Here is a 20,328-nt window from a genome sequence, read left to right on the forward strand (position 1 = left end):
GCGGCGTCGGTCCCGCGCGTCGGCCCGCGCGTGGCGGCTGCCCTACTGCGGCGGCTTGCCACCCGTGAGCACCCAGCGGACGTCCACGAAACCGTTCTGCTGCGGGGCCAGCTTGCCGTCCTGAACCTGCTGGAAGGTCACCCAGGTGTTGACCAGCCGGGGTGACTCCGCGCTGGGCAGCATGTCGGTCTGGCCCCAGCTCAGCGCGGGCGTGACCCCGCCGGTGTCGAGGGTGTCCCCGCTGTCCAGCTGCCCGCGCAGGTTCTTGGCGGTGAGCGGCGTACCGGCCGAGTTGAGCCGGTCGGCCGCCTGCAGGAGCACCTGGTACGCGACCCAGGTGGTCTGCACCGCCAGGTCCGAGGTGACGATCCGGGTGTCGCCGCCCGCCTCGGAGCGCAGCGTGTCCCAGACGTGGGACGACTCCGGCGGGTACCAGCCCGTCGCGTAGGTGCCGTTCAGCGGACCGTTGGCGCCGCCGGTGGAGTCGATCACGGACTGCTGGACGCTGCCGATCACCGAGGAGAACAGGGTGTGCCTGGGGTCGAGCTGCTTGTACGCGTCGATCAGCTTCAGGGTCTGCTCGGGGCCGAGCGCGTTGGTCACGCAGCCGCCCCGCTGGTCGCCGTTGACCGCCTTGCGGACGGTGTCACCGAAGTCGGCCGCCTTCTCCGGCACCTTGACGTCGACCAGCGCGACCCCGTCCGGCTGCAGGGCGCCGCCGAGGTAGGTGGTCAGCGTGTCCCCGGCCGGGTTGTCGGGGCGGACCACGGCCACGCTGCGACAGCCCGCAGCCGCCAACTGGCGTCCGCTGCCCGCGATCAGCGCGGGCGTGCCGCCCGCGACCGGGTAGGAGAACGGGCTGCTGAACTCGGGCCCGGAGAGGCCGTACCCGCCGATGTAGGGGATGCCGGCCGCCTCCAGCAGCGGCATGAAGGTGTCGGCGTACTGGCTGTAGGAGCCGACCACCGCGACCACCCTGGCATCGACCGCCTGCCGCACACAGGCCGTCGCGCCGTCGGCGGTGTTGTGCTCGTTGCAGGTGATGACCCGCAGTTTCCCGCCGTGTATGCCGCCCTTGGTGTTGGTGTCGCGGCCGATCGCGTCGGCGAGCACGGTCACCCCGGGCCGGTCGTCACTGCCGGTGCCGGAGGGGGCCCAGGTCATCACCGCGTAGTCGCCGGCGGCGGCGCTCTGGTCGGCCGGGCCCGTCGAACTTCCGCAGGCGGAGACGGCCAGCAGAGCGGGAAGCAGCGCCAGGGCCGCAGCCGCGACGCCCGCCCTGCTCCCCGTACCCGGTCTCCGGATTTCGGACGGTACGCTCCGGCTGGTCATCTCGAATGCCCTTCTCTGGACTCCTGGTGACGCGCGAACCGAGCCTGGCCGTGATCGCGCGCCCGCTCGGCGCCCAGCAAATCCGCCCCAGCGCAAGGCCAGAGAGACGAAATGCGAACGGCAGGAGGACGACCGGGTAACAGCGGGCGGTCCGGTGGATGGAGTACAGACGTCCGGGGAGGCAACAGCGGCGGTCGGGAAGATGACGCTGCGTCAGATATTCGTCACCGAACCGACACAGCACCATCCGCCACCTGGGCCCGAGCCCTGTCAGACAGGGCCTAACGGGCCGCCAGCCGGACCCGGACCGGCCCCTCGGCCTGCAGGGTGAGGGTCTGCCCGACCGGTACCACGGTGTCGATCGCCTCCAGGTCAAACGCCCGCAGCAGCGCGGCCAGGGTGAGCACCGACTCCAGCATCGAGAAGTGCTGCCCGATGCACGCCCGCGGCCCGCCGCCGAACGGGTACCAGGCGTACCGGTGCCGGGCCGCCTCCCGCTCGGGGGTGAATCGTTCGGGGTCGAAGACGGCCGGGTTCTCCCAGTGGTCCGGGTGCCGGTGGGTGACCCACGGCGAGACGATCACGTCCGCCCCGGCGGGGATGCGCTGACCGTCGATCTCGCACTCGGCGACCGCGCGCCGCCCGACCAGCCCGGCTGCCGGATAGAGCCGCATCGCCTCCTTGAGCACCCTGGTCAGGTACGGCAGCGCCTCCAGGTCCGCCGCGACCGGACGCCTGCCGTCGGCGAGCACCCCGTCCACCTCCTGCTGGGCGCGCTTGCGCTGCTCGGGGTGCAGGGCCAGCAGGTGCAGCGCGAAGGTGAGCGAGGTCGCGGTGGTCTCGTGCCCGGCGAGCAGGAACACCAGTACCTGGTCCCGGAGTTCGGACGCGTCCAGTTGTTCGCCGCCCTCGCCGCGAGCCGCCGCCAGCAGACCGAGCAGGTCCTCGGCCTCGTCGGCCTGCCCCTGCGAGCGCCGCCTGGCGATGATCTCGTCACAGATCCGGTAGAGCTCGGTCTGCGCCGTAAGTGCCTTGCGGTTGCCGGGAGTCGGCCACTGGCGCGGGATGCGCACCGGCGCGAAGCCCCGGTCCATGATGTACTCCCCCAGCGCCGGGAAGCTGGTCCGGACCACCTCGATCGCGGCCTCCACGTCGGTGCCGAACAGGATCCGGGCGACGGTACGCAGCGCGAACCGCGACAGCTCGCCGACCGTGTCCACCACGCCGTCCGGCACCGCCGCCCAACGCTCCACCAGCGCCTGGGACTCGATGCCGATCGCATCGGCGTAGCCGTCCACCCGCTTACGGGTGAACAGTGGCTGGATCAGGCGCCGTTGGCGTTGGTAGTCGCCGTCCTGCGCGGTCAGCAGCCCGTTGCCGAGGCTGATTCTGACCTCCTCGTAAATCGCGTTCTCCTTGCGGAAGTTGGCCGCCTGCCCGGCCAGCACCTGCTGCACCCCGTCCGGGGAGAACACCATGTAGAACTCGGCCCGCAGCCCGGGCGGCCCAGCGGTGAACCGCACTACGTCGCCGTACTCGCGCTGCGCGTCCAGACAGGCCCGCAGGGGGTCACGGGTGAGGTCGAACATGGAGCCGATCAGTGGCAGTCCGGGCGGACCGGGTATCCGGGTGGACGGCATGGCATCCCTCCTGAGCTGGGGAACGGATTACTTCAGCGCCAAGGTAGCTGACAGATCATCAGTACATAAGGGCGCACCGGGGGCGGTCGTCCGGATACGACCGAGCCACCCCTGTGGCGCAAATGGCACGGTACGTATTCCGGTCAACGTCCCAACAGGGGTTCAGCCAACCAGAATTGACGAGACGACAGGTCATATGCTCACCACCCGGCCAGTCTTGGCGCCTCCCGTCTGGCCGGAAACCGTCGCGGCGCAGCAGAATATGCCTACGACATTTTCATCACACCGCCCGGCGCCAGTAGCCTTCCGTGTCGAATAAGCCACTCGACGTAGCCAGACTCCCGTCCCGAAGGAGCCCGTGTGCCAGGCATCGATGACTGCCTGTCCGAGGCGATGGCGATCGCCGGAGCTCGCGGCGTGAGCCTCATCGACTGGAGCAGCGGGCTCTCGCTCGGGAACATCGGCGACAGTCCGAGCGGCGATCACGAGGCGGCCGCGGCCGAGGTGACCGACCTGGCCCGCGCCGCCGCCGAGAGCCCCACCTTCGCCGACCCGGCCGACCCCCGGACACCACTGCAGGACCTGATCGTCACCGCGAACCGGAGCTACCACCTGCTGTGCTTCGTCGACACCGTCTTCGACAGCAGGCTGCTCCTGCACCTCTGGCTCGACCGCACGGAGGGGAACCTGGCCTCCGCGCGGTTCCGGCTCCAGGCGCTCGCCGAGGAGCTGGTCCTGGGATGACCGTCACGGTGGGAGCGCCCGGCGAGCCTGTCGACGGGCCGGCCCGTGGCGGTTCACCCGCTGTCCGTCCACGACCCGGATGTCGCACCGCTGACCCGGGTCCTCACCGCACTGGAGGACCGACTTTGACCCCCTCTCCGCCCGCAGCCCCGCTCTCGTGGTCATGAGGCGGGCGCTGAAGCAGCGCATCGGAAGGAGGCAGCTCATCTCGCTGGAGGCCGACCTGCTGGCCGAACTCCGCGCCCTGCGCCACCGGGTGCCGCACCTAGCGGGCGGCCTGGTGGCCGGCGTGGACGGCCTGCTGATCGCACACGACACCCACGACGCCGAGCCGTCCAGCCTCGCCGCGCTGACGGCGGCGGCGCTCGGTGTGGCCCAGCGGCTAGCCGACGCCACCGGGCAGGGCGAGTTCAAGGAGTCGCTGGTCCGGGGCGAGCACGGCTACGTGGCGACATACGCGGCGGGGACCGTGTGCGTACTGACCGTGCTCTCCTACCCGGCCGTCAACGTGGGCCGCCTGAACCTGGAAGGGCGCCGCTCGGCGACCCGCATCGGCGCCCTGCTGGACGGCACCCTCGGGCCGAAGGAGGTGGAGTAGCACCCGCCCCCTGACCGCACCGCACTACCGACCCACCATCACCAAGACTCAACTCGACTCGAAGGAACCGGGAACCGACATGACTGACGTGGACAGCACGCTCCGACAGACGATGACCACGATCGAGGGAGCGCTCGGAGCCGCGCTCGTGGACTACAACAGCGGCATGGCCCTCGGCACCGTCGACGGCCCCGGCGGGCTGGACCTGAGTGTGGCAGCGGCAGGCAACACCGACGTCGTGCGCGCGAAGATGCGCACGATGGAGATGCTCGGCCTCAAGGACGGCATCGAGGACATCCTCATCACGCTGACCAGCCAGTACCACCTGATCCGGCCGCTCACCAGCCGCAGCGGCAAGGGACTGTTCCTGTACCTGGCCCTCGACAAGAACCGCGCCAACCTGGCCATGGCCCGGCACCAACTCGCCCGGATCGAAGCCGACCTGGAGGTCTGACCTCCCCAGGGCCGACAGCCGCACGGTGGCACGCCGACCGCACGGCCCGGGGCCGCACAGCCCCGAGCCGGGCGGCGCGGGCCCACAATGTCGACATAGGTACTTCTCCCCCGCTGGTTCCTGCCGGAGCAACTCCGGCAGCCGGGGCGATTGACTACCGGTTTATTCGGCTACGCGCCGGTTTAATGGTTCGCACATGCGGGAAGTGCGGGGCCGACACCATGGCCTGTGCAATGCGACAGCGGACATTCCGCTCGCATCTGCGGCACTATGATCACTTCAGCATCGCAGCCCCGCGCCTAGCCCGGCGCGGCAGGAGGAGAGCACCTCATGACCACCACCGCACGCCGCACCGCCGTCGCTGCCGCCGCCGCGCTCGCCCTCGCCGGCGGGCTCGCCGCCTGCAGCAGCAGCTCCACCCCCGCAGCGAGCGGCAGCTCGGTCTCGGCCGCCGCCTCCTCGAAGGTCACCGGCACCGTGACGGTCTTCGCGGCCTCCTCGCTGCAGGGGACCTTCACCGCCCTCGGCAAGAAGTTCGAGGCCGCCAACCCGGGCGTGAAGGTCACCTTCAACTTCGGCGGCAGCTCCGCGCTGGCCCAGAGCATCAACTCCGGCGCCCCCGCCGACGTCTTCGCCGCCGCCAGCCCGGCCACCATGAAGACCGTCACGGACGCCAAGGGCGCGACCACCTCCACGGTGTTCGTCCGCAACACCCTCGAGATCGCGGTGCCCAAGGGAAACCCCAAGCACATCGCCGTGCTCAAGGACCTGGCCGGTGCCGGTCTCAAGGTCGCCCTGTGCGCGAAGGAGGTCCCGTGCGGCGCCGCCGCCGTGACCGCGCTGAACGCGGCCGGGGTCAAGCTCACCCCCGTCACCCTGGAGCAGGACGTCAAGAGCGCGCTCACCAAGGTCGAACTCGGTGAGGTCGACGCCTCGCTCGTCTACAAGACCGATGTGCAGGCCGATGCTGCGAAGATCTCCGGTGTGGACTTCCCCGAGGCCGCCAAGGCCGTGAACGACTACCCGATCGCCGCCCTCACCAAGGCGCCGAACTCGGCGGGCGCCGCCGCCTTCACCGCGTACATCCTGTCGCCCGAGGGCCGGCAGGTGCTCACCGCAGCGGGCTTCCAGGCACCGTGACCCAGCCGCAGCCGCCCGCCGGGCCCGCGCCCACCGCTCTGCGGCTCCGGGGTCGGGCCCGGCGGCGCGCGCAGCGCGTCCCCTACGCACTGCTGCTGCCGGCCCTGCTGGGGCTGACCTTCCTGGTGCTGCCGCTGGCCGGGCTGCTGATCCGGGCGCCGTGGAGCACGCTGTCCCAGCAGCTCTCCAGCTCCCAGGTGTGGGACGCGCTGCGGCTCTCACTGGTCTGCGCGACGGCGGCCACCGGGCTGTCGCTGCTGCTCGGGGTACCGCTGGCCTGGCTGCTGGCCCGGACGGAGTTCCCCGGCCGCCGGATCGTCCGGGCCCTGGTCACCCTGCCGCTGGTACTGCCGCCGGTGGTCGGCGGCGTGGCGCTGCTGCTGGTCCTCGGCCGCAACGGCATCGTCGGGCGCTGGCTCGACGCCGCCTTCGGCATCACCCTGCCGTTCCACACCTCGGGGGTGGTGATCGCCGAGGCGTTCGTCGCGATGCCGTTCCTGGTGATCAGCGTCGAGGGCGCGCTGCGCGCCGCCGACCCCCGCTACGAGGAGGCCGCCGCCACCCTGGGCGCGTCCCGGCTGACCGCCTTCCGCCGGGTCACCCTCCCGCTGATCGCCCCCGGCATCGGGGCCGGCGCCGTACTGGCCTGGGCCCGGGCGCTCGGTGAGTTCGGCGCCACCATCACCTTCGCCGGGAACTTCCCCGGCCAGACCCAGACCATGCCGCTCGCGGTCTACCTCGCCATGGAGACGGATCCGGAGGCGGCGATCGCGCTCAGCCTGGTGCTGCTCGCGGTCTCCGTCGCGGTGCTGGCGGGGCTGCGCGAGCGGTGGATGTCAGCGCCGTGAGGCACCATCAGTCGGTGGGGCCGGGCAGGAGATCCGCAGGGGAGATCTCCTGCCCCGCCCGCATCCTTTACTCAGAGGCCCGGGTAACCCCATGACACCCCACGCGCTCGACGCCCTGCTCCGGGTCGACCGGCCCGCCTTCCGGCTCGACCTGGCGCTGACGGCCGCCCCCGGCGAGGTCATCGCACTGCTCGGGCCGAACGGCGCGGGCAAGTCCACCGCGCTGCGCGCGCTCGCCGGGCTGCTCCCGCTGACCACCGGTCATCTCCGGCTCGACGGCACCACCTTGGAGGACCCGGCAGCCGGGCTGCACACCCCCGCCGAGAACCGCCCGGTCGGCGTGGTCTTCCAGGACTACCTGCTCTTCCCGCACCTGAGCGCCCTGGACAACGTCGCCTTCGGCCTGCGCTGCCGGGGTCTCGGCCGAAAGCCGTCCCGGGCCGAGGCACTGCCCTGGCTGGAACGGATGGGGCTCGCCGACCACGCCCACACCAAGCCCGGCGCGCTCTCCGGCGGCCAGGCCCAACGGGTGGCCCTGGCCCGCGCGCTCGCCGTCCGCCCCCGGCTGCTGCTGCTCGACGAGCCGCTCGCCGCACTGGACGCCCGCACCCGGCTGGACGTACGGGCACAACTGCGCCGCCACCTGGCCGAGTTCGAGGCGGTGGCGGTACTGGTCACCCACGACCCGCTCGACGCGATGGTGCTGGCCGACCGGCTGGTGGTGATCGAGGACGGGCAGCAGGTGCAGTCCGGCACGCCCGCCGAGATCGCCCGGCACCCGCGCACCGACTACATCGCCCGCCTGGTCGGCCTCAACCTCTACCAGGGCCTGGCGGACGGGCTCACCGTCACGCTGTCGGACGGGCCCTCGCTGGCCACCACGGACGGCCTCACCGGGCCCGTGTTCGTCGCCTTCCCGCCGTCGGCCGTGACGCTGCACCGCAGCCGCCCGGACTCCAGCGCCCGCAACGTCTGGGAGCTCAAGGTCTCCGGCCTCGACCTGCACGGCGACCAGGTCCGGGTCGACCTCACCGGCGAACTCCCGCTCGCCGCCGACCTGACCCCGGCGGCCGCCGCCGACCTCGACCTCGCCCCCGGCAGCACCGTCTGGGCCACCGTCAAGGCCGCCCAGACGCATGCCTACCCCGCCTGACCGGGTTGTCTACTCGGTCCAGTGCGCGGGCCGGGTGAGCGAGGCCGGCAGCCTGGTGGCGGCATCGCCCTTGGCCGCGTCCAGCTGGGACTGGATCAGGAAGATGCTGTCGGTGAGGTCCGCCCCGCCGACGTCGGCCCCACGGAAGTCGGCCCCGATCAGGTCGGCCTTCCGCAGGTCCGCGCCCCGCAGGTCGGCCCCGATCAGGTACGCGCCCCGCAGGTTGGCCCCGCGCAGGTCGGCGCCCTTGAGCTTGGCCCCGATCAGGTCGGCGCCCCGGTGCTCCCGCTTCTTCTGCCGGACCTCGGCCCGCACCAGCTCGCTGGTCCGCAGCAGCACCTCGTTGACCTCGCGCCGGTGGGCCGCGACGTCCAGCTCCAGCAGGGCTTCGGCCGTGTCGAGGCTGAGGCGCTCGGTCTCGGCCAGCATCAGCCGCAGCTCGGCGTGGACCGGGCCGGCCGCCGGCAGCGACAGCGCCTCGGTCAGGTACCAGAGCAGCTCCTGCAAGTCCCGGACAACCGGGAACACCGCGAACATCTGCCGCGCGCTCTTCGGGGCCTGCCGCCAGTCCTGCCCGGCGTAGGTGACCTGGGAGACCTTCTGCCCGGCGCCGAAGCAGTCGTAGACGGTGCAGCCCCGGAAGCCCTTCTCGCGCAGCTTGGTGTGAATCCCGCAACGGAAGTCGGCCTTCAGGTTCTGGCACGCCTGGCCGGCGGGCTTGTTGATCGCGAAGTCCGTCGAGGCCGAGAACGCCGGTGCCACACAGCAGAGCGCGAAGCAGCTCTCGCAGTCCGCCCGCAGGCCACTTCGGTCCGCGTCGGCGGCGGGCTGTACCTGGCCTTGGTTCTCAGACAACGTGCGCGATCTCCTGTGTACGAGTGTGTACGAGTGTGTACGAGGCAGCTGTGCCGCTCACGGCCGACGACCCCGAACGGCAACTTCCACCACGCACCCTAGCCGACCTGCTCCGGCCGCCGCCGGGACGATGGCGGGGCGTTGGCGGGGCATTGGCGGGGCGGCCTGCTGGCCCCGTCAGCCCTGGTCCGGGCGCAGGACCGGGTGGTCGGCGACGACGGTACGGCTGCCGGGAGCGATCTCGGTTACGGCCTGCTCAGGTGCACGGACCCCAGCACGCGCCCGGTGCTGGAGAGCCTCGCGGAGCCGAGCGCCGAAGGCCCCGACGGGCCGCCACCCGGGGTGCCCGCTCCGCCTTCGGCTGCGGACGGCCCGGAGCACGCGAAGCCCGGCCGCGTCGGCCTGCCTCCATGGATACCGTCACCCACATCCCGCCGCGTCGACACGTCGATACCGCTGCGGCACGTGCTGGAGATCAACGGCTCAGCGCGGGACCTGCCCGAGGGCCCCGAACTGCGCTTCGTCCTCGAATCGCCCACATGCCTGCTCCCAGAGGCGGAACTCGGCGACCTCGCCGACCACTGGCGGGTGGCGCTCGACCGCCTGACCCGGCACGCCGGCGACGGCGGCCACACCCCGTCGGAATTCTGGCTGATCTCGCTGGGTCAGGAAGACATCGACGAGTTCGAGTCCGCCTTCGACTGTCCGTTCGCGCTGGTGACCGGCCGGTACGTGCTCCCCTGTGGTGCGCCCGCGCGCTGGTGGTCCGCTGGGATGGCCGTCGAATGCGGGGGGGGGGGGGACAGGGTCCCAGGTGCGCCGCTGAGCGCGATGCACCCGGAGCACGGTCAGGTCGACCTGACGGTGGACGACTCATACCGCCCTCTCAGGATCACCGGCAGAGTCTTGCGCTCGGCCCGCACCAGGCGACCCTTCGTCCGCCGCCGGGCAGGGTCGAACTCCCAAGCCGGCCCACTCTCCGAGCAGAATTTTGATCAGCAGTGTCTATTCATGCGCGTATTGGCAGACTACTTGTCACGTATGAGCATCTGTGCGTAAATCTCTCTCAGCTGTTCCGGATCATCCGAGGCCAGACCGACCCGTGAGGTTGCCCCGTGACTTCCCCCCTTGTACAGCGATTTCGTGCGACTCTCGCCAGTTGTTGTGCGCTCGCCACCGCGTCCGCCGGACTGATGCTCGCCACCCCCGCCGGGGCCGCAGCTCCGCTCGGCACGGTCCCGACGGGTGCGGCCGGCTCGGCCGCCCAATACCCGAACTACGCTCCGACTCCGCCGATGGGCTGGAACGACTGGTCCTACTACCAGTGCGGCATCAATGAACAGGTGATCCTCTCCAACGCCCGAGCCCTGGTCAGCAGCGGCCTGGCCGCCAAGGGCTACAACACCGTCACCACCGACGACTGCTGGATGTCCCAAAGCCGCGACAGCTCGGGCAGACTGGTCGCCGACCCGGTCAAGTTCCCGCACGGCATGGACTACGTCGGAGCCAAGATCCACGCCCTCGGGCTGAAGTTCGGAATCTACGAGGACGCCGGCACCTACACCTGCGGCGGTTACCCCGGGTCGATGAACCACTGGCAGCAGGACACCGACCTGTTCGCCGCCTGGGGCGTCGACTACGTGAAGCTCGACGGCTGCAACGTGCCGACGGCCGCTGGAAAGAGCGACGAGCAGAGCTACCACGAGGCCTACGCCGCGATGGGCCAGGCCATGCTCAACACCGGCCGACCGATGGTCTATTCGGTCTCCGCCCCGGCATACTTCCAGGACCAGCCCGCCTGGCACACCGTCATCGGCTGGTCGGCCCAGGTCGGCAACCTGTGGCGGGAAGGCGCCGACACCGCGCTCGGCCAGGAGAGCGCAGCGGCCAAGTGGAACGCGATCACGTACAACTACGGTTACAACAGCGGTCTCGCCGACCTGCAGAGCCCCGGGCGCTGGAACGACCCCGACTTCCTGCTCGCCGGCGACTCCGGCCTCACCCACGACGAGATCCAGAGCCAGATGTCGCTGTGGGCGGTCATGGCAGCACCGCTGATCTCCAGCACCGACGTCGGCCACCTGTCCGACGACGCCCTCTCCGTGCTCGGCAACGAGGACGTCATCGCCGTTGACCAGGACGCCCTCGGCCTGCAGGGCCGCATCGTCCAGCAGGGCAGCGGCTACGACGTCCTTTCCAAGCCGCTGGCAAACGGCGACCGCGCCGTGGCGCTGTTCAACTCCTCCGACTCCGCCCAGACGATCACCACCACGGCAGCCGCCGCAGGTCTGGCCCCCGGCTCCTCAGTCCTCCTCAAGGACCTGACCACCAAGACCGTCACACAGACCACCGGAACCATCTCGGCAGACGTCCCGCCACACGCCACAGTGCTGTACCGGGTCAGCGCGGGCCGTGGCCACAAGGTACAGCCCGCCACCGCGATCACCTGGCATGACGTGAGCACCGCCGGTGCGCACAACACCTACCAGGTCAGCCTCACCGACCACGGCTCCGACGGACTCTCCGACACCCGCCTGTCCGTGACGGCGCCCCAGGGCTGGACGGTATCGCCCGCGACAACACGGCTGGACCACGTGCAGCCGGGAGGAACAGCCACGGCCACGGTCACCCTCACAGCGCCCGAGGCTGCCCCGGGCACCACCATCTCCGCGATCACCGCCACCGCCGACTATCGCGCCGGCGCCGCCGGATCCGGCTCGGTCAGCGGCCAGCAGACGGTCACCTCCGTGGTCCCCTACCCGACCCTCGCGGACGCCTTCAACAACGTCGGCATCACCCAGGAGAGCAACCCCGCCCCCGGCGGCTTCGACTCCACCGGCGACAGCTATTCCGCCGACGCTCTGGCGAAAGCCGGCGCCACCCCCGGCTCGACGGTCAGCGCGGGGGCCCTGAGCTTCACCTGGCCCTCCGTGGCCGCCGGCACCCCGGACAACGTGGCCGCCTCGGGCGAGGCGATCACGCTCGCCGGTCAGGGCACATCGCTCGCCTTCCTCGGCTCGGAGACCGGCACAACCTCCGCCCCTGTCACCGTGACCTACACCGACGGAACCACCAGCACCGGCCAGCTCGGCTTCCCCAACTGGTGCTGCACCCCCGTCACCGCGTACGGCGCACAGACCGTGATCACCACGGACCACCGCAACACCCCGAGCGGACCCGCCAACTATGGCATCAGCTACCGCGTGTTCTCCAACACCGTCCCGCTTACCGCAGGCAAGACGGTGAAGAGCGTCACGCTGCCGAACCAGCCGGCGATTCACCTCTTCGCCCTTTCCATCACCCCCTGATCGCCTTCCCCCGAATTCTCTTTGCGACGCCGTGGGAAGGCGGCTACGTATGGGATTTCGGGTGGGGCAGGGTGAACAGGCCGGGCTCGGGCTCGGGCTCGGTCAGGATGCTTCGGCCGACCAGGCGCTTGAGCTTCGCGCGCATGCCTTCGACCTGCTTTGGGCTCCAGCCCGGCATCGAGAGCCTGGCAGAGGTGCTTGGTGCGGAGCCCGTCCTCGGCGTACTCGAAGGCGGCCAGGATCTGCCGGTAGGCCGGTGAGGAAAGGACCGGGTCTGCGGCGTGTTCCGCTTCGTCCTCCGCGGCCAGAGCGAGCAGGGTCTCGCGAGTGATCTCCAGACGTGGCAGGACGTCCTCGGCTTCGGTCAACTGTCCTGTCAGTACGCCGATCTGCTCGCGCAGCCGCTCGACCTGGTCGCGAGCGGCGCGCTCGCGCTCGGCCAGCCGTGCCGGCAGTGACCTATCGCGTGCCTCCCACTATGTGCTTCCGCCCGCGCGCGGTGGATCGTGCCAGGTCAGTGCCCTGGTGTCGGTCAGGCGGTGGGTCATGTTGTCGCCCATCGACCAATAGATCATCGACTCCGCGCTGGCCGGCAGCGTCTCATAGTCGCACACCAGCCGCCGGTGCAGCAGGCGCGCCATCGGACATCACCTGTCGCGGCTGGGCGCGGGACCGGGAAGCCACCGGCGCCCGCACCTGGCCGCTTGTTCCGGGGGCTGTCAGGCCGGGAGGTTCCAGGTCTGGTTTGCGCCGCTGTGGCAGTCCCAGATCTCCAGCTGGGGGCTGCCGAGGCTGTACCCAGGGTCGTCGAGGCACTTGCCGGACTGCGGGTTCATCAGACTGCCGTCAGCCTGCGCGACCCACTGCTGGGCGCCGCCGCCGTGGCAGTGGTAGAGCTGGACGACGGTGCCGTCGGTCGTGCCGCTGTGCAGCACGTCCATGCACTTGCCGAAGATCTGGACCGTGCCGTCACCGGGCAGGCTCCACTGCTGGTTGGCGTTGCCGGTGCAGCCGTAGAGCTCCAGCGGGTTGAAGTCGGCGGTGCTGCCGGCGCGGTCGTCCAGGCACCAGTTTCTGTAGCCGGTGACCGGGCCGGGGCCGCTGCCGGTGCCGAAGGTGGTCGAGCCCCACACGTCGGTGATCGGGGCGGTGGTGGCGGAGTTGCCGAGCTCCGGCAGTCCGTACATGTCCTCGACGGTGCGGAGCATGCTGTAGTGGTTGATGGTCTCGCCGTAGCTGCCCGGCTTGACGTTCGCGCCGTAGAAGACGGTCGGCATGTTGTTGGCGGGGGTGAAGTTGTCCTCGTCCCAGGTGACGATCAGGTCGCTGTTGTGGGTCTTGGCCCAACTGGCGTAGCCACCCAGGGTGTTCTTGACCCAGGTGTCACCTTCGAGGATGTTGTCGTCGTGCATGGACTGCGAGGCGTCGCCGTGTACGAACGTGACGGTCGGCAGCGCGGCGTAGCCGGCGGCGTCGGTGGGAAAGCCGCAGCCCTGGCCGGGCACCGAGCCCTGACAGGTCAGCCACTTGTCGACCGGGTTCGGGGCTGTGACGGTGCCGGGCAGGTCGGCGAAGCGCAGCCAGGCGGCAGGGGTCGCCTCGTCCGAGTAGTCGCCGAACGAGTATCCGTTCCGCGCGAGTTCGTTGGGCAGGTTGTCGGAGTTGACAGAACCGACCGGCGGCGGCGTGCTGTCGGTCAGGCCCTGGGTCGAACCCGACAGCAGCGCGTAGTAGTTGGGCAGGCTCGGGTGCCACTCGCCGTGCGCGTCGCTGAACGACGCGCCCTGCTGGGCCAGCGAGTTGATGTACGGCGCCTGGCTCGTGTTGCCGATGATGCTGCTGTTGTCCTCGTTCTCCATCATCACGATGACCACGTGGTCCGGCTTGGGCAGTACGGAGGCGGCGGCAGCCGCGGAGGCCGGAGCCGCCGCGGTCACGGTGAGGCCGCAGAGCAGCGCTGTCGCGCCGGCGAGGCCGACGATCGGCCGTGGGATGCGCACAGTTGTCTCCTGAGTGGGAGGTCGGGGAGATCCGCCCCGCCGAATTCCGGAGAAGAAACCTTGAAAAAGGCTCTGTTCGGGGCGGCTGACGGACAGCCTATGTTCGCTCCTGTTTTTCCGGGAATTCCCTCCGGATGAACTCACGGAGAACTGATCAGGAATTTCTGGACCATTAATTCCGATAGCTCAGAGGAAACCTTGAGCCACCCCGATCCGCCTGTTTGGAGACGCACTGAAGCCGTATCTCCTCGCGGATCGGCAATGCTGTAAATACTCGCTCATCGCCTGGCGGACCAGGCCTCGGGAAATCCATGCTCCACTGATTGTCCGACCGGCTTTCTCGGCCGAACGGCAGGCCGGTCCCGGTACCGGGTGAAACTTCTTCACCTGGTACCGGGACGCGCTGTGGCCGCCTGTCGAGTGCGGACCTGACCCGCCTTCCGCGGTGGCTCGGCATGGTCAGGTACGGCCGCCCACCTCCGAAATCATCACCGGGGCGCGGTTGGAGAGCTGGGTTGGATCACTGGGTGGTCCACTGCTGGTTGGTCTTGCCGGCGCCGCAGGTCCACTGCACGGCCAGAGCACCGTCGGTGGTCGAGGCACCGGTCACGTCCAGGCACTTGCCGCTGTTGACGGACACCACCTGCACCGCGCTGGACCCGGCGACCGGCTGGAGCAGCCACTGCTGGTTCGCCTTGCCGGCGCCGCAGGTCCACTGGAGCACCTGCGCGCCGTCGGTGGTCGAGGCACCGGTCACGTCCAGGCACTTGCCGCTGTTGACGTTGGTGACGGTGGTGGTCGTCGGGCCGGCGAGCGGGGTGATGGCGACGTTGGCGAAGTCGGCGTGCTGGAAGCCGCCGACGCCCAGGCCGATCTGGCCGGTCAGGTGGCTGCTGTCGACGACCGAAGCGACCTGCAGGTGGTCGACGGACGCGGTGATCGAATCGCCGGTCATCGCGAGCGTGAGGTTGTGCCAGGTCCCGGCACCGGCTCCGGAGTAGCTCCCGCTGGCCAGGACGGTGTCGGTGCTGGAACGGTCCTCGGTGAACAGTGTCCAGGCGCCGGTGTCATCGATCTTCAGGTGGTAGGCGGACCGGTCGTGGTCGACGTGGTCGATCCGGCCGAGCAGTTCGGCGGAGCTGCCGGACTGTTCGAGGTTCACGTCCGTACTGGCCTGGTAGTTGTTCCACCTCGGGTCGCCCAGCAGGGTGGCCGGGGTGTAGTTCATGTCCGAGTGCCAGGGCAGCGGGGCCTGGGTGATGACCTGGCGCAGGCACGTCGGGGTGCCGGCCCCGGCCGGGCAGGGTGCGGTCTCGAACGCGCCGGCCCAGTCGTGGAAGTACTTTGCGGTCGCGCCGCTCTGGTAGCCGCTCAGGTCGGCCTGGTACGGCAGCGGGAAGGTCTGCCCGGCGGGTCCGGTGGCGGTGCCCTTGCCCTGGCCGGTGGTGGTGGTCACGGTGTAGAGGTAGCCCGGCTGCAGGGTCAGCGAGTACGAGCCGCGCTGCGGGGTGACGTCCTGGGTGTGGACGAACCACTGGGCCGAGTCGTTGCTGTTCATATTGGTGGCCCAGACGTGCACCGCACCGGTCGAAAGACCGCCGGCGACCTTGACGTTGACGGTGGTCACGGCGGAGGCGTCGGTGGTCTCGAAGACGGTGCTGTAGTCCTTACCGGACTTGAGGGTGACGTAGCTGCCGCTGTGCGGATCGCCGCCCAGGCCGGTGCCGGGCAGGTAGCCGGTGGCGCCGTCCAGGTACTTCCAGCCCGGCTTGGCGAACTGCTCGGTGTGGGCCATCACCCAGATGTCGCGGCCCACCTGGTAGTTCCCCGACCAGGGCTGGTCGGCGGCCATCAGGCCGGCGCCCGCGAAGGGCAGGTTCGAGGGCCAGGAGCTGACCAGCGCCCACTTGATGTCCGCGGTCATCCGGGCGTCGATGTACTCGCGGTTGACGTTGCGGGAGAGCGCCGAGGGGTCGGAGCCGTAGCTGTCGTTGTCGTCCTCGGAGGCCCACAGCGGCTTGCCGAGCCCAATCGCGGTGGTGTTGCCCGGGCAGCCGGTGTAGGCCGGGGTCGAGTGCCAGCAGGTGCCGTGCAGGCCGACGACACCGACGGCCTTGTTGAAAGCGCTGTCGGTGGCCAGGTCGGAGGCGACCGACCAGTTGGCGTCGTCGTTGTCGGAGGCCACCAGCGTGGTGCCGGTGTAGCCGTGGCTGTCGAGGGAGGTGCGCAGGTTCTCGTACCAGGTCTTGTTGTAGCCGCTCTCGTTCCAGCCGCCCAGGTAGCCGATGTTCAGACCGTGGCTCTTGGCGCAGCCCATCCAGGACTGGATGTAGGTGATGTTGTCCTGGGACCAGATGCCGCCGTTCAGCCAGCCAGGGGCGGCCCACTCCAGGCCGTAGAACTTGATGCCGGGGTTGCGGGCCTTGGCCTGCGCCATGAGCCACCACTCGTAGCCGCGGTTGCAGTCGACCTCGGTGGGGGTGCGCATGTGGCTGGGCTCGGGGCCGTCGCTGGAGTTGGCGTCGCCGCCGATCTCCACCTTCAGCATCTGCAGCGAGGCTCCGTAGCCGGGCTTGAAGAGGTAGTCCAGGATCTGGCTGCGCTGTGGCTCGGGGTAGTCGACCAGCAGCCGCGAGGTCGCCCCGCCGCCACTGATCGCCCCGAGACCGTCGAAGGTCCGGCCGGTCGAGGTACCGTCGATCGTGATGCTCTGCGCGGTCGCGGGGGCGACGGTATTCGCGACGACGACACTCGGGGCCGCCGGCGCCGGGGTGGCGGTGAAGGCGGTGGCGAGGCCCAGGGCCAGCGCCGCGAGCAGGATCCCGCTTCGCGGTGCGAGGTGAGGTCTACGCACGGAGGTACTCCAAATCGACGGGGGTGGGGGAAGGTTGCCGCGCCGTGAGGGATGCGGGCCGGGCGAGTGGCCGAGCCCGCCCGGCCCGCAGGGCGTGGTTACGGCAGCGTCCAGCGCTGGTTGCTGCCACCGTTGCAGTCCCAGAGCTCCAGCCGGGTGCCGTTGGTGAGGGAAGCGGCCGGATCGTCCAGGCAGCGGCCGGACTGGGTGCCCTTCATGGTGCCGTCGCTCTGCGGCGTCCACTGCTGGTTGGCGCCGCCGTTGCAGTCCCAGATCTCCATCAGCGTCCCGTTGACGGTGCCCTGACCGGTGGCGTCGAGGCACTTGCCGTCGTGGGTCAGGGCACCGTTCGACCAGGTCCACACCTGCGAGGCGCCGCCGTTGCAGTCCCAGAGCTGCACGGGGGTGCCGTTGACGGTGGAATCGCCGTTGTCGTCCAGGCACTTGCCGGGCAGGGCGGAGGCGACCGTGCCGGTCTGGGTGCCGGGCGTGCCGGGGGTGAGGGCGAAGTTGTCGAACTGCTCGGTCTGGTAGCCGGTCACGCCGAGGCCGGCCTGGCCGTTGGTGAAGCTGGTGTCGGTGGCGCTGCCCACCGCGGCACCGTCGACGGTCGCGGTCAGCGCGCTGCCCTGCATGGTGAGGCTAACGGTGTGCCAACTTCCGCTTCCCAGCGCCTTGGTGGTACCAGTGGCGAGGGTGGTGAAGTTCCAGCTGGTGTCGCTCTTGTCGATGGACCAGGCGCCGGTGTCGCTGACGCGCAGGTGGTAGGCGTTCAGGCCGTTGTTGTTGCGGCCCTGCTGGTTGACCCGTCCGAGCAGTTCGGTGGTGCCCGGCTGCTCGAACATGGTGTCGGCAGTGACCGTGTAGTTGCTCCAACTGCCGTCGCCCATGATGGTGTACGGGGCGTCGTAGGGCTCGTCGGTCCAGCGGATCGGCGTGCTCGGGGTCATCTGGCGCAGGCAGCTGCCGGTGCGGCCGCCGCCGCAGGCGACGGTCTGGAAGGCGCCGTTCATGTCGGTGAAGTACTTCGGAGAGGTGGTGGTGACCGCTGTCTCGAAGCCGTCCGCGTAGGGCAGCTTGAGCGGGGCGGGGGCCGGTGGGGTTGCGGTGCCCTTGCCCTGGCCGGTCGTGGTGGTCACGGTGTACACGTAGCCGGGCTGGAGGGTGAGCGTGTACTTGCCGCCGCTGGGGGTGACGTCCTGCTGGTGGACGAACCAGGCGGCGGGGTGGGTGGAGTTGAGGTTGGTGGCCCAGACGTGGACCTTGCCGGTGGACAAGCCGCCGGAGACGGTGAAGTTCGCGGTCTGCGCGGCGGTGGCGTCCATCGTCTCGATGATCGTGCTGTAGTCCTTGGCGGTGGGCGACTTGAGCGTCACGTAGCTGCCGTTGCCGCGGTTGCCGCCGAGGTAGCCGCTGGCCGAGTCGATGTAGCGCCAGCCGGGCTGGGCGAACTGGGTGGTGTGCGCGGTGACCCAGGTGGTCGTGCCGATGTCGTAGTTGCCGGACCAGGGCTGGTCGGCGATCGACATGCCGTCGGTGGAGAAGTACAGGTTGGGGTAGAGCGCGGCGATGACCGGCCAGTTGATGAACGAGGTCATCCTGCCGTCGAGGTAGTCGCGGTTGATGGCCCGGGCCACCGCCGGGGCGCCCGCAGTGGCGTCCTCGGAGCCGTTCTCACTGGCCCACAGCGGCTTGCCGAGCGACTGCGCGTTCGCGGTGCTCGGGCAGGAGGTGAAGGCGCCGAGGTAGCCGCAGGGGTAGTGGACACCGACGATGTCCACGGCGTTCTTGAACGCCGGGTCCGTGGCCATGTCGTCCGCCACCGACCAGTCGCTGTCCGCGGCGACCACCTTGGTTCCGGAGTAACCATGCGTGGTGAGCGCCGACTTGAGGTTCTCGTACCAGGTCTTGTCGTAGCCGCGTTCGTTCCAGCCGCCCAGGTAGGAGACGGGCAGGTGGTGCTGCGCGGCGCAGCCCGTCCAGGACATCAGGTAGTCGATGCTGTCCTGCGACCAGAAGTTGCCGCCGCCGATCCAGCCCGGCGCACCCCAGGACAGGCCGTAGAACTTGATGTTCGGGTTGCGGGCCTTGGCCTGCTCGGCGAGCCACCACTCGTAGCCCTGGTTGCAGTCGACGGTGCCCTTGGCGTGTTCGATACTCGGCTCGGCGCCGTCGGTCGAGTTGGCGTCACCGCCGATCTCCAGTTTCAGGACCTGCAGCGAAGCGCCGTAACCGGGCTTGAAGAGGTAGTCGAGCAGCTGGCTGCGCTGCGGCTCCGGATAGTCGACCAGCAGACGGGAGTTGCCGCCGCCGCCGGAGATGGCCCCGACACCGTCGAAGGTCAGGCCGGGCTTGAGGCCACTGAGCGCCACAGCTATGGCAGGAGCAGGAGTGGCCGCGGCGGGTACGGGGGCGGCTTCGGCGGCAGCCGGTGTGCCGAAGGCGGTGCAGCCGAGGAGGAGCAGGGCTGCGCCGAAGGCGGTACGGAATCTTGGAGGCATGGCGCTGCGACCCATGGGGGGACTCCAGGGGTAAGGGTGGGGGATTGGGTTCAGACTTGCTCAATATGAAGGCCAAATAAGCAAGAGTCAACAAGTTCGAACAAATTCGCCCCCGCGCGCATCCACCGTCCCGATGACCCGGCACTCCCCCACCGAGGCTTCCATCAACAGAAGTTGACGGAAAGTCGAGGATGGCGTCCCATGGAGTGGTGTAGCGGGGATCTTGGAGTAACCCCTGGTCATGGGGCGGCCATCGCGCAACTCTCCGAGTAGAACGGCGAGTTCACCAGGGAGTACGCGATGGCCTTGTCCCGGTCTGACTTACTCCGCCTCATGGAATCACTGCGTACGGCCGACGGAATCGAGTTGATCAGGACCCTCGCTCAGCGGATCCTGCAAGAGCTGATCGAGGCCGAGGCCACCGCCCGGATCGGCGCCGAGCCCGGCGAGCACACCCGCTTCCGTACATCTACCTCGACGCCACGTACTGCAAGGCACGGGTGAACCACCAGATCGTCTCCCGGGCCGTGGTCGTCGCCACCGGGATCACCGAGGACGGCGGCCGCGAAGTGCTGGGGCTGATGGTCGGCGACAGCGAGACCGAGGTGTTCTGGGCCGAGTTCCCGCGCTCCCTGCGCGAGCGCGGACCGACCGGGGTCCGCCTGGTCATCGGCGACCACCACAGCGGCCTGGTCAAGGCGATCCGCAAGGTCATGCTTGGTGCCGCCTACCAGTGCTGTCGCGTTCACTTCCTGCGCAACACCTTTGCGATCTACCTGCCCGAGGGCAGCATGGACCAGATCTACCCCGGCGAGCGCACCCGCGACGAACTTCCTTCTACCGCATGACCGTTGGCACACGACCACTACACCACGCCAAGGGACGACCCCGCGCTCGGGTT

16 protein-coding genes and 1 pseudogene are annotated in these 20,328 nt (G+C 69.8%); 10 read left to right on the top strand and 7 right to left on the bottom strand.

Translation table 11 applies throughout. The annotated features are described in order from the left end of the window. Nucleotides 1-42: 42 nt before the first annotated feature. Both P3T29_RS04480 and P3T29_RS04485 read right to left on the bottom strand, forming a co-directional pair. Entirely contained in the window at nt 43-1,332 is a 1,290-nt protein-coding gene (locus P3T29_RS04480) for an ABC transporter substrate-binding protein (protein WP_280714936.1), read from the bottom strand. A 281-nt stretch (nt 1,333-1,613) separates the two neighbouring features. Then, nucleotides 1,614-2,972, bottom strand: coding sequence for a cytochrome P450 (locus P3T29_RS04485; protein WP_280714937.1), 1,359 nt, complete (start codon nt 2,970-2,972; stop codon nt 1,614-1,616). 360 nt (nt 2,973-3,332) lie between these two features. On the opposite strand from P3T29_RS04485, the gene P3T29_RS04490 reads away from it, so the two are divergent. The 6 genes from P3T29_RS04490 (at nt 3,333) to P3T29_RS04515 (ending at nt 7,909) form a co-directional block, all read left to right on the top strand. Beyond that, complete coding sequence (locus P3T29_RS04490) at nt 3,333-3,716, top strand: hypothetical protein (RefSeq protein WP_280714938.1); 384 nt, start codon at nt 3,333-3,335, stop codon at nt 3,714-3,716. A gap of 163 nt (nt 3,717-3,879) precedes the next feature. Beyond that, nucleotides 3,880-4,314, top strand: a complete 435-nt coding sequence (locus P3T29_RS04495) for a roadblock/LC7 domain-containing protein (protein ID WP_280714939.1) — start codon at nt 3,880-3,882, stop codon at nt 4,312-4,314. 79 nt (nt 4,315-4,393) lie between these two features. Next, a complete protein-coding gene (locus P3T29_RS04500) occupies nt 4,394-4,768 on the top strand; it encodes a hypothetical protein (RefSeq protein WP_280714940.1) in 375 nt (124 codons plus the stop codon). A 330-nt stretch (nt 4,769-5,098) separates the two neighbouring features. Beyond that, nucleotides 5,099-5,908, top strand: a complete 810-nt coding sequence (modA, locus tag P3T29_RS04505; RefSeq protein ID WP_280714941.1) for a molybdate ABC transporter substrate-binding protein — start codon at nt 5,099-5,101, stop codon at nt 5,906-5,908. Between the two features lie 38 nt (nt 5,909-5,946). Next, entirely contained in the window at nt 5,947-6,756 is an 810-nt protein-coding gene (locus P3T29_RS04510) for an ABC transporter permease (protein ID WP_280715087.1), read from the top strand. 91 nt (nt 6,757-6,847) lie between these two features. Then, nucleotides 6,848-7,909, top strand: a complete 1,062-nt coding sequence (locus P3T29_RS04515; RefSeq protein ID WP_280714942.1) for an ABC transporter ATP-binding protein — start codon at nt 6,848-6,850, stop codon at nt 7,907-7,909. A 9-nt stretch (nt 7,910-7,918) separates the two neighbouring features. On the opposite strand, the gene P3T29_RS04520 is transcribed toward P3T29_RS04515, so the two are convergent. Next, entirely contained in the window at nt 7,919-8,764 is an 846-nt protein-coding gene (locus P3T29_RS04520; protein ID WP_280714943.1) for a pentapeptide repeat-containing protein, read from the bottom strand. Nucleotides 8,765-9,229: 465 nt separating this feature from the next. Here P3T29_RS04520 and P3T29_RS04525 point away from each other — a divergent pair, with 465 nt between their 5' ends. The 3 genes from P3T29_RS04525 (at nt 9,230) to P3T29_RS04535 (ending at nt 12,530) form a co-directional block, all read left to right on the top strand. Beyond that, nucleotides 9,230-9,823 (top strand): hypothetical protein, encoded by a 594-nt coding sequence (locus tag P3T29_RS04525; protein ID WP_280714944.1) that lies wholly within the window; start codon nt 9,230-9,232, stop codon nt 9,821-9,823. Between the two features lie 134 nt (nt 9,824-9,957). Then, on the top strand, nt 9,958-12,072 hold the full coding sequence (locus P3T29_RS04530) for an NEW3 domain-containing protein (protein WP_280714945.1): 2,115 nt from the start codon (nt 9,958-9,960) through the stop codon (nt 12,070-12,072). A 281-nt stretch (nt 12,073-12,353) separates the two neighbouring features. Next, a complete protein-coding gene (locus P3T29_RS04535) occupies nt 12,354-12,530 on the top strand; it encodes a hypothetical protein (RefSeq protein ID WP_280714946.1) in 177 nt (58 codons plus the stop codon). Between the two features lie 18 nt (nt 12,531-12,548). On the opposite strand, the gene P3T29_RS04540 is transcribed toward P3T29_RS04535, so the two are convergent. The 4 genes from P3T29_RS04540 to P3T29_RS04555 all read right to left on the bottom strand — a co-directional run bounded on the left by P3T29_RS04540 (nt 12,549) and on the right by P3T29_RS04555 (nt 19,442). Continuing rightward, nucleotides 12,549-12,713, bottom strand: a complete 165-nt coding sequence (locus P3T29_RS04540) for a hypothetical protein (protein WP_280714947.1) — start codon at nt 12,711-12,713, stop codon at nt 12,549-12,551. A gap of 78 nt (nt 12,714-12,791) precedes the next feature. Then, nucleotides 12,792-14,072, bottom strand: a complete 1,281-nt coding sequence (locus tag P3T29_RS04545; protein ID WP_280714948.1) for an alkaline phosphatase family protein — start codon at nt 14,070-14,072, stop codon at nt 12,792-12,794. Nucleotides 14,073-14,592: 520 nt separating this feature from the next. Beyond that, complete coding sequence (locus P3T29_RS04550) at nt 14,593-16,926, bottom strand: RICIN domain-containing protein (protein ID WP_280714949.1); 2,334 nt, start codon at nt 16,924-16,926, stop codon at nt 14,593-14,595. 98 nt (nt 16,927-17,024) lie between these two features. After that, nucleotides 17,025-19,442, bottom strand: a complete 2,418-nt coding sequence (locus P3T29_RS04555; protein ID WP_280714950.1) for a ricin-type beta-trefoil lectin domain protein — start codon at nt 19,440-19,442, stop codon at nt 17,025-17,027. Between the two features lie 285 nt (nt 19,443-19,727). Here P3T29_RS04555 and P3T29_RS04560 point away from each other — a divergent pair. After that, nucleotides 19,728-20,230: pseudogene (locus tag P3T29_RS04560) on the top strand (transposase); the annotation flags it as partial. Nucleotides 20,231-20,328: the final 98 nt, after the last annotated feature.

This window comes from Kitasatospora sp. MAP5-34, from assembly GCF_029894335.1.
In the GTDB taxonomy this organism is placed as follows: domain Bacteria; phylum Actinomycetota; class Actinomycetes; order Streptomycetales; family Streptomycetaceae; genus Kitasatospora.

Bases quoted from the DNA above. Each gene is read 5' to 3' on its own strand.
- P3T29_RS04515 (WP_280714942.1), top strand. From the start codon at position 6,848: ATGACACCCCACGCGCTCGACGCCCTGCTCCGGGTCGACCGGCCCGCC.
- P3T29_RS04555 (WP_280714950.1), bottom strand. From the start codon at position 19,442: ATGGGTCGCAGCGCCATGCCTCCAAGATTCCGTACCGCCTTCGGCGCA.
- P3T29_RS04500 (WP_280714940.1), top strand. From the start codon at position 4,394: ATGACTGACGTGGACAGCACGCTCCGACAGACGATGACCACGATCGAG.
- P3T29_RS04530 (WP_280714945.1), top strand. From the start codon at position 9,958: ATGCTCGCCACCCCCGCCGGGGCCGCAGCTCCGCTCGGCACGGTCCCG.
- modA (WP_280714941.1), top strand. From the start codon at position 5,099: ATGACCACCACCGCACGCCGCACCGCCGTCGCTGCCGCCGCCGCGCTC.
- P3T29_RS04540 (WP_280714947.1), bottom strand. From the start codon at position 12,713: ATGGCGCGCCTGCTGCACCGGCGGCTGGTGTGCGACTATGAGACGCTG.
- P3T29_RS04485 (WP_280714937.1), bottom strand. From the start codon at position 2,972: ATGCCGTCCACCCGGATACCCGGTCCGCCCGGACTGCCACTGATCGGC.
- P3T29_RS04480 (WP_280714936.1), bottom strand. From the start codon at position 1,332: ATGACCAGCCGGAGCGTACCGTCCGAAATCCGGAGACCGGGTACGGGG.
- P3T29_RS04495 (WP_280714939.1), top strand. From the start codon at position 3,880: ATGAGGCGGGCGCTGAAGCAGCGCATCGGAAGGAGGCAGCTCATCTCG.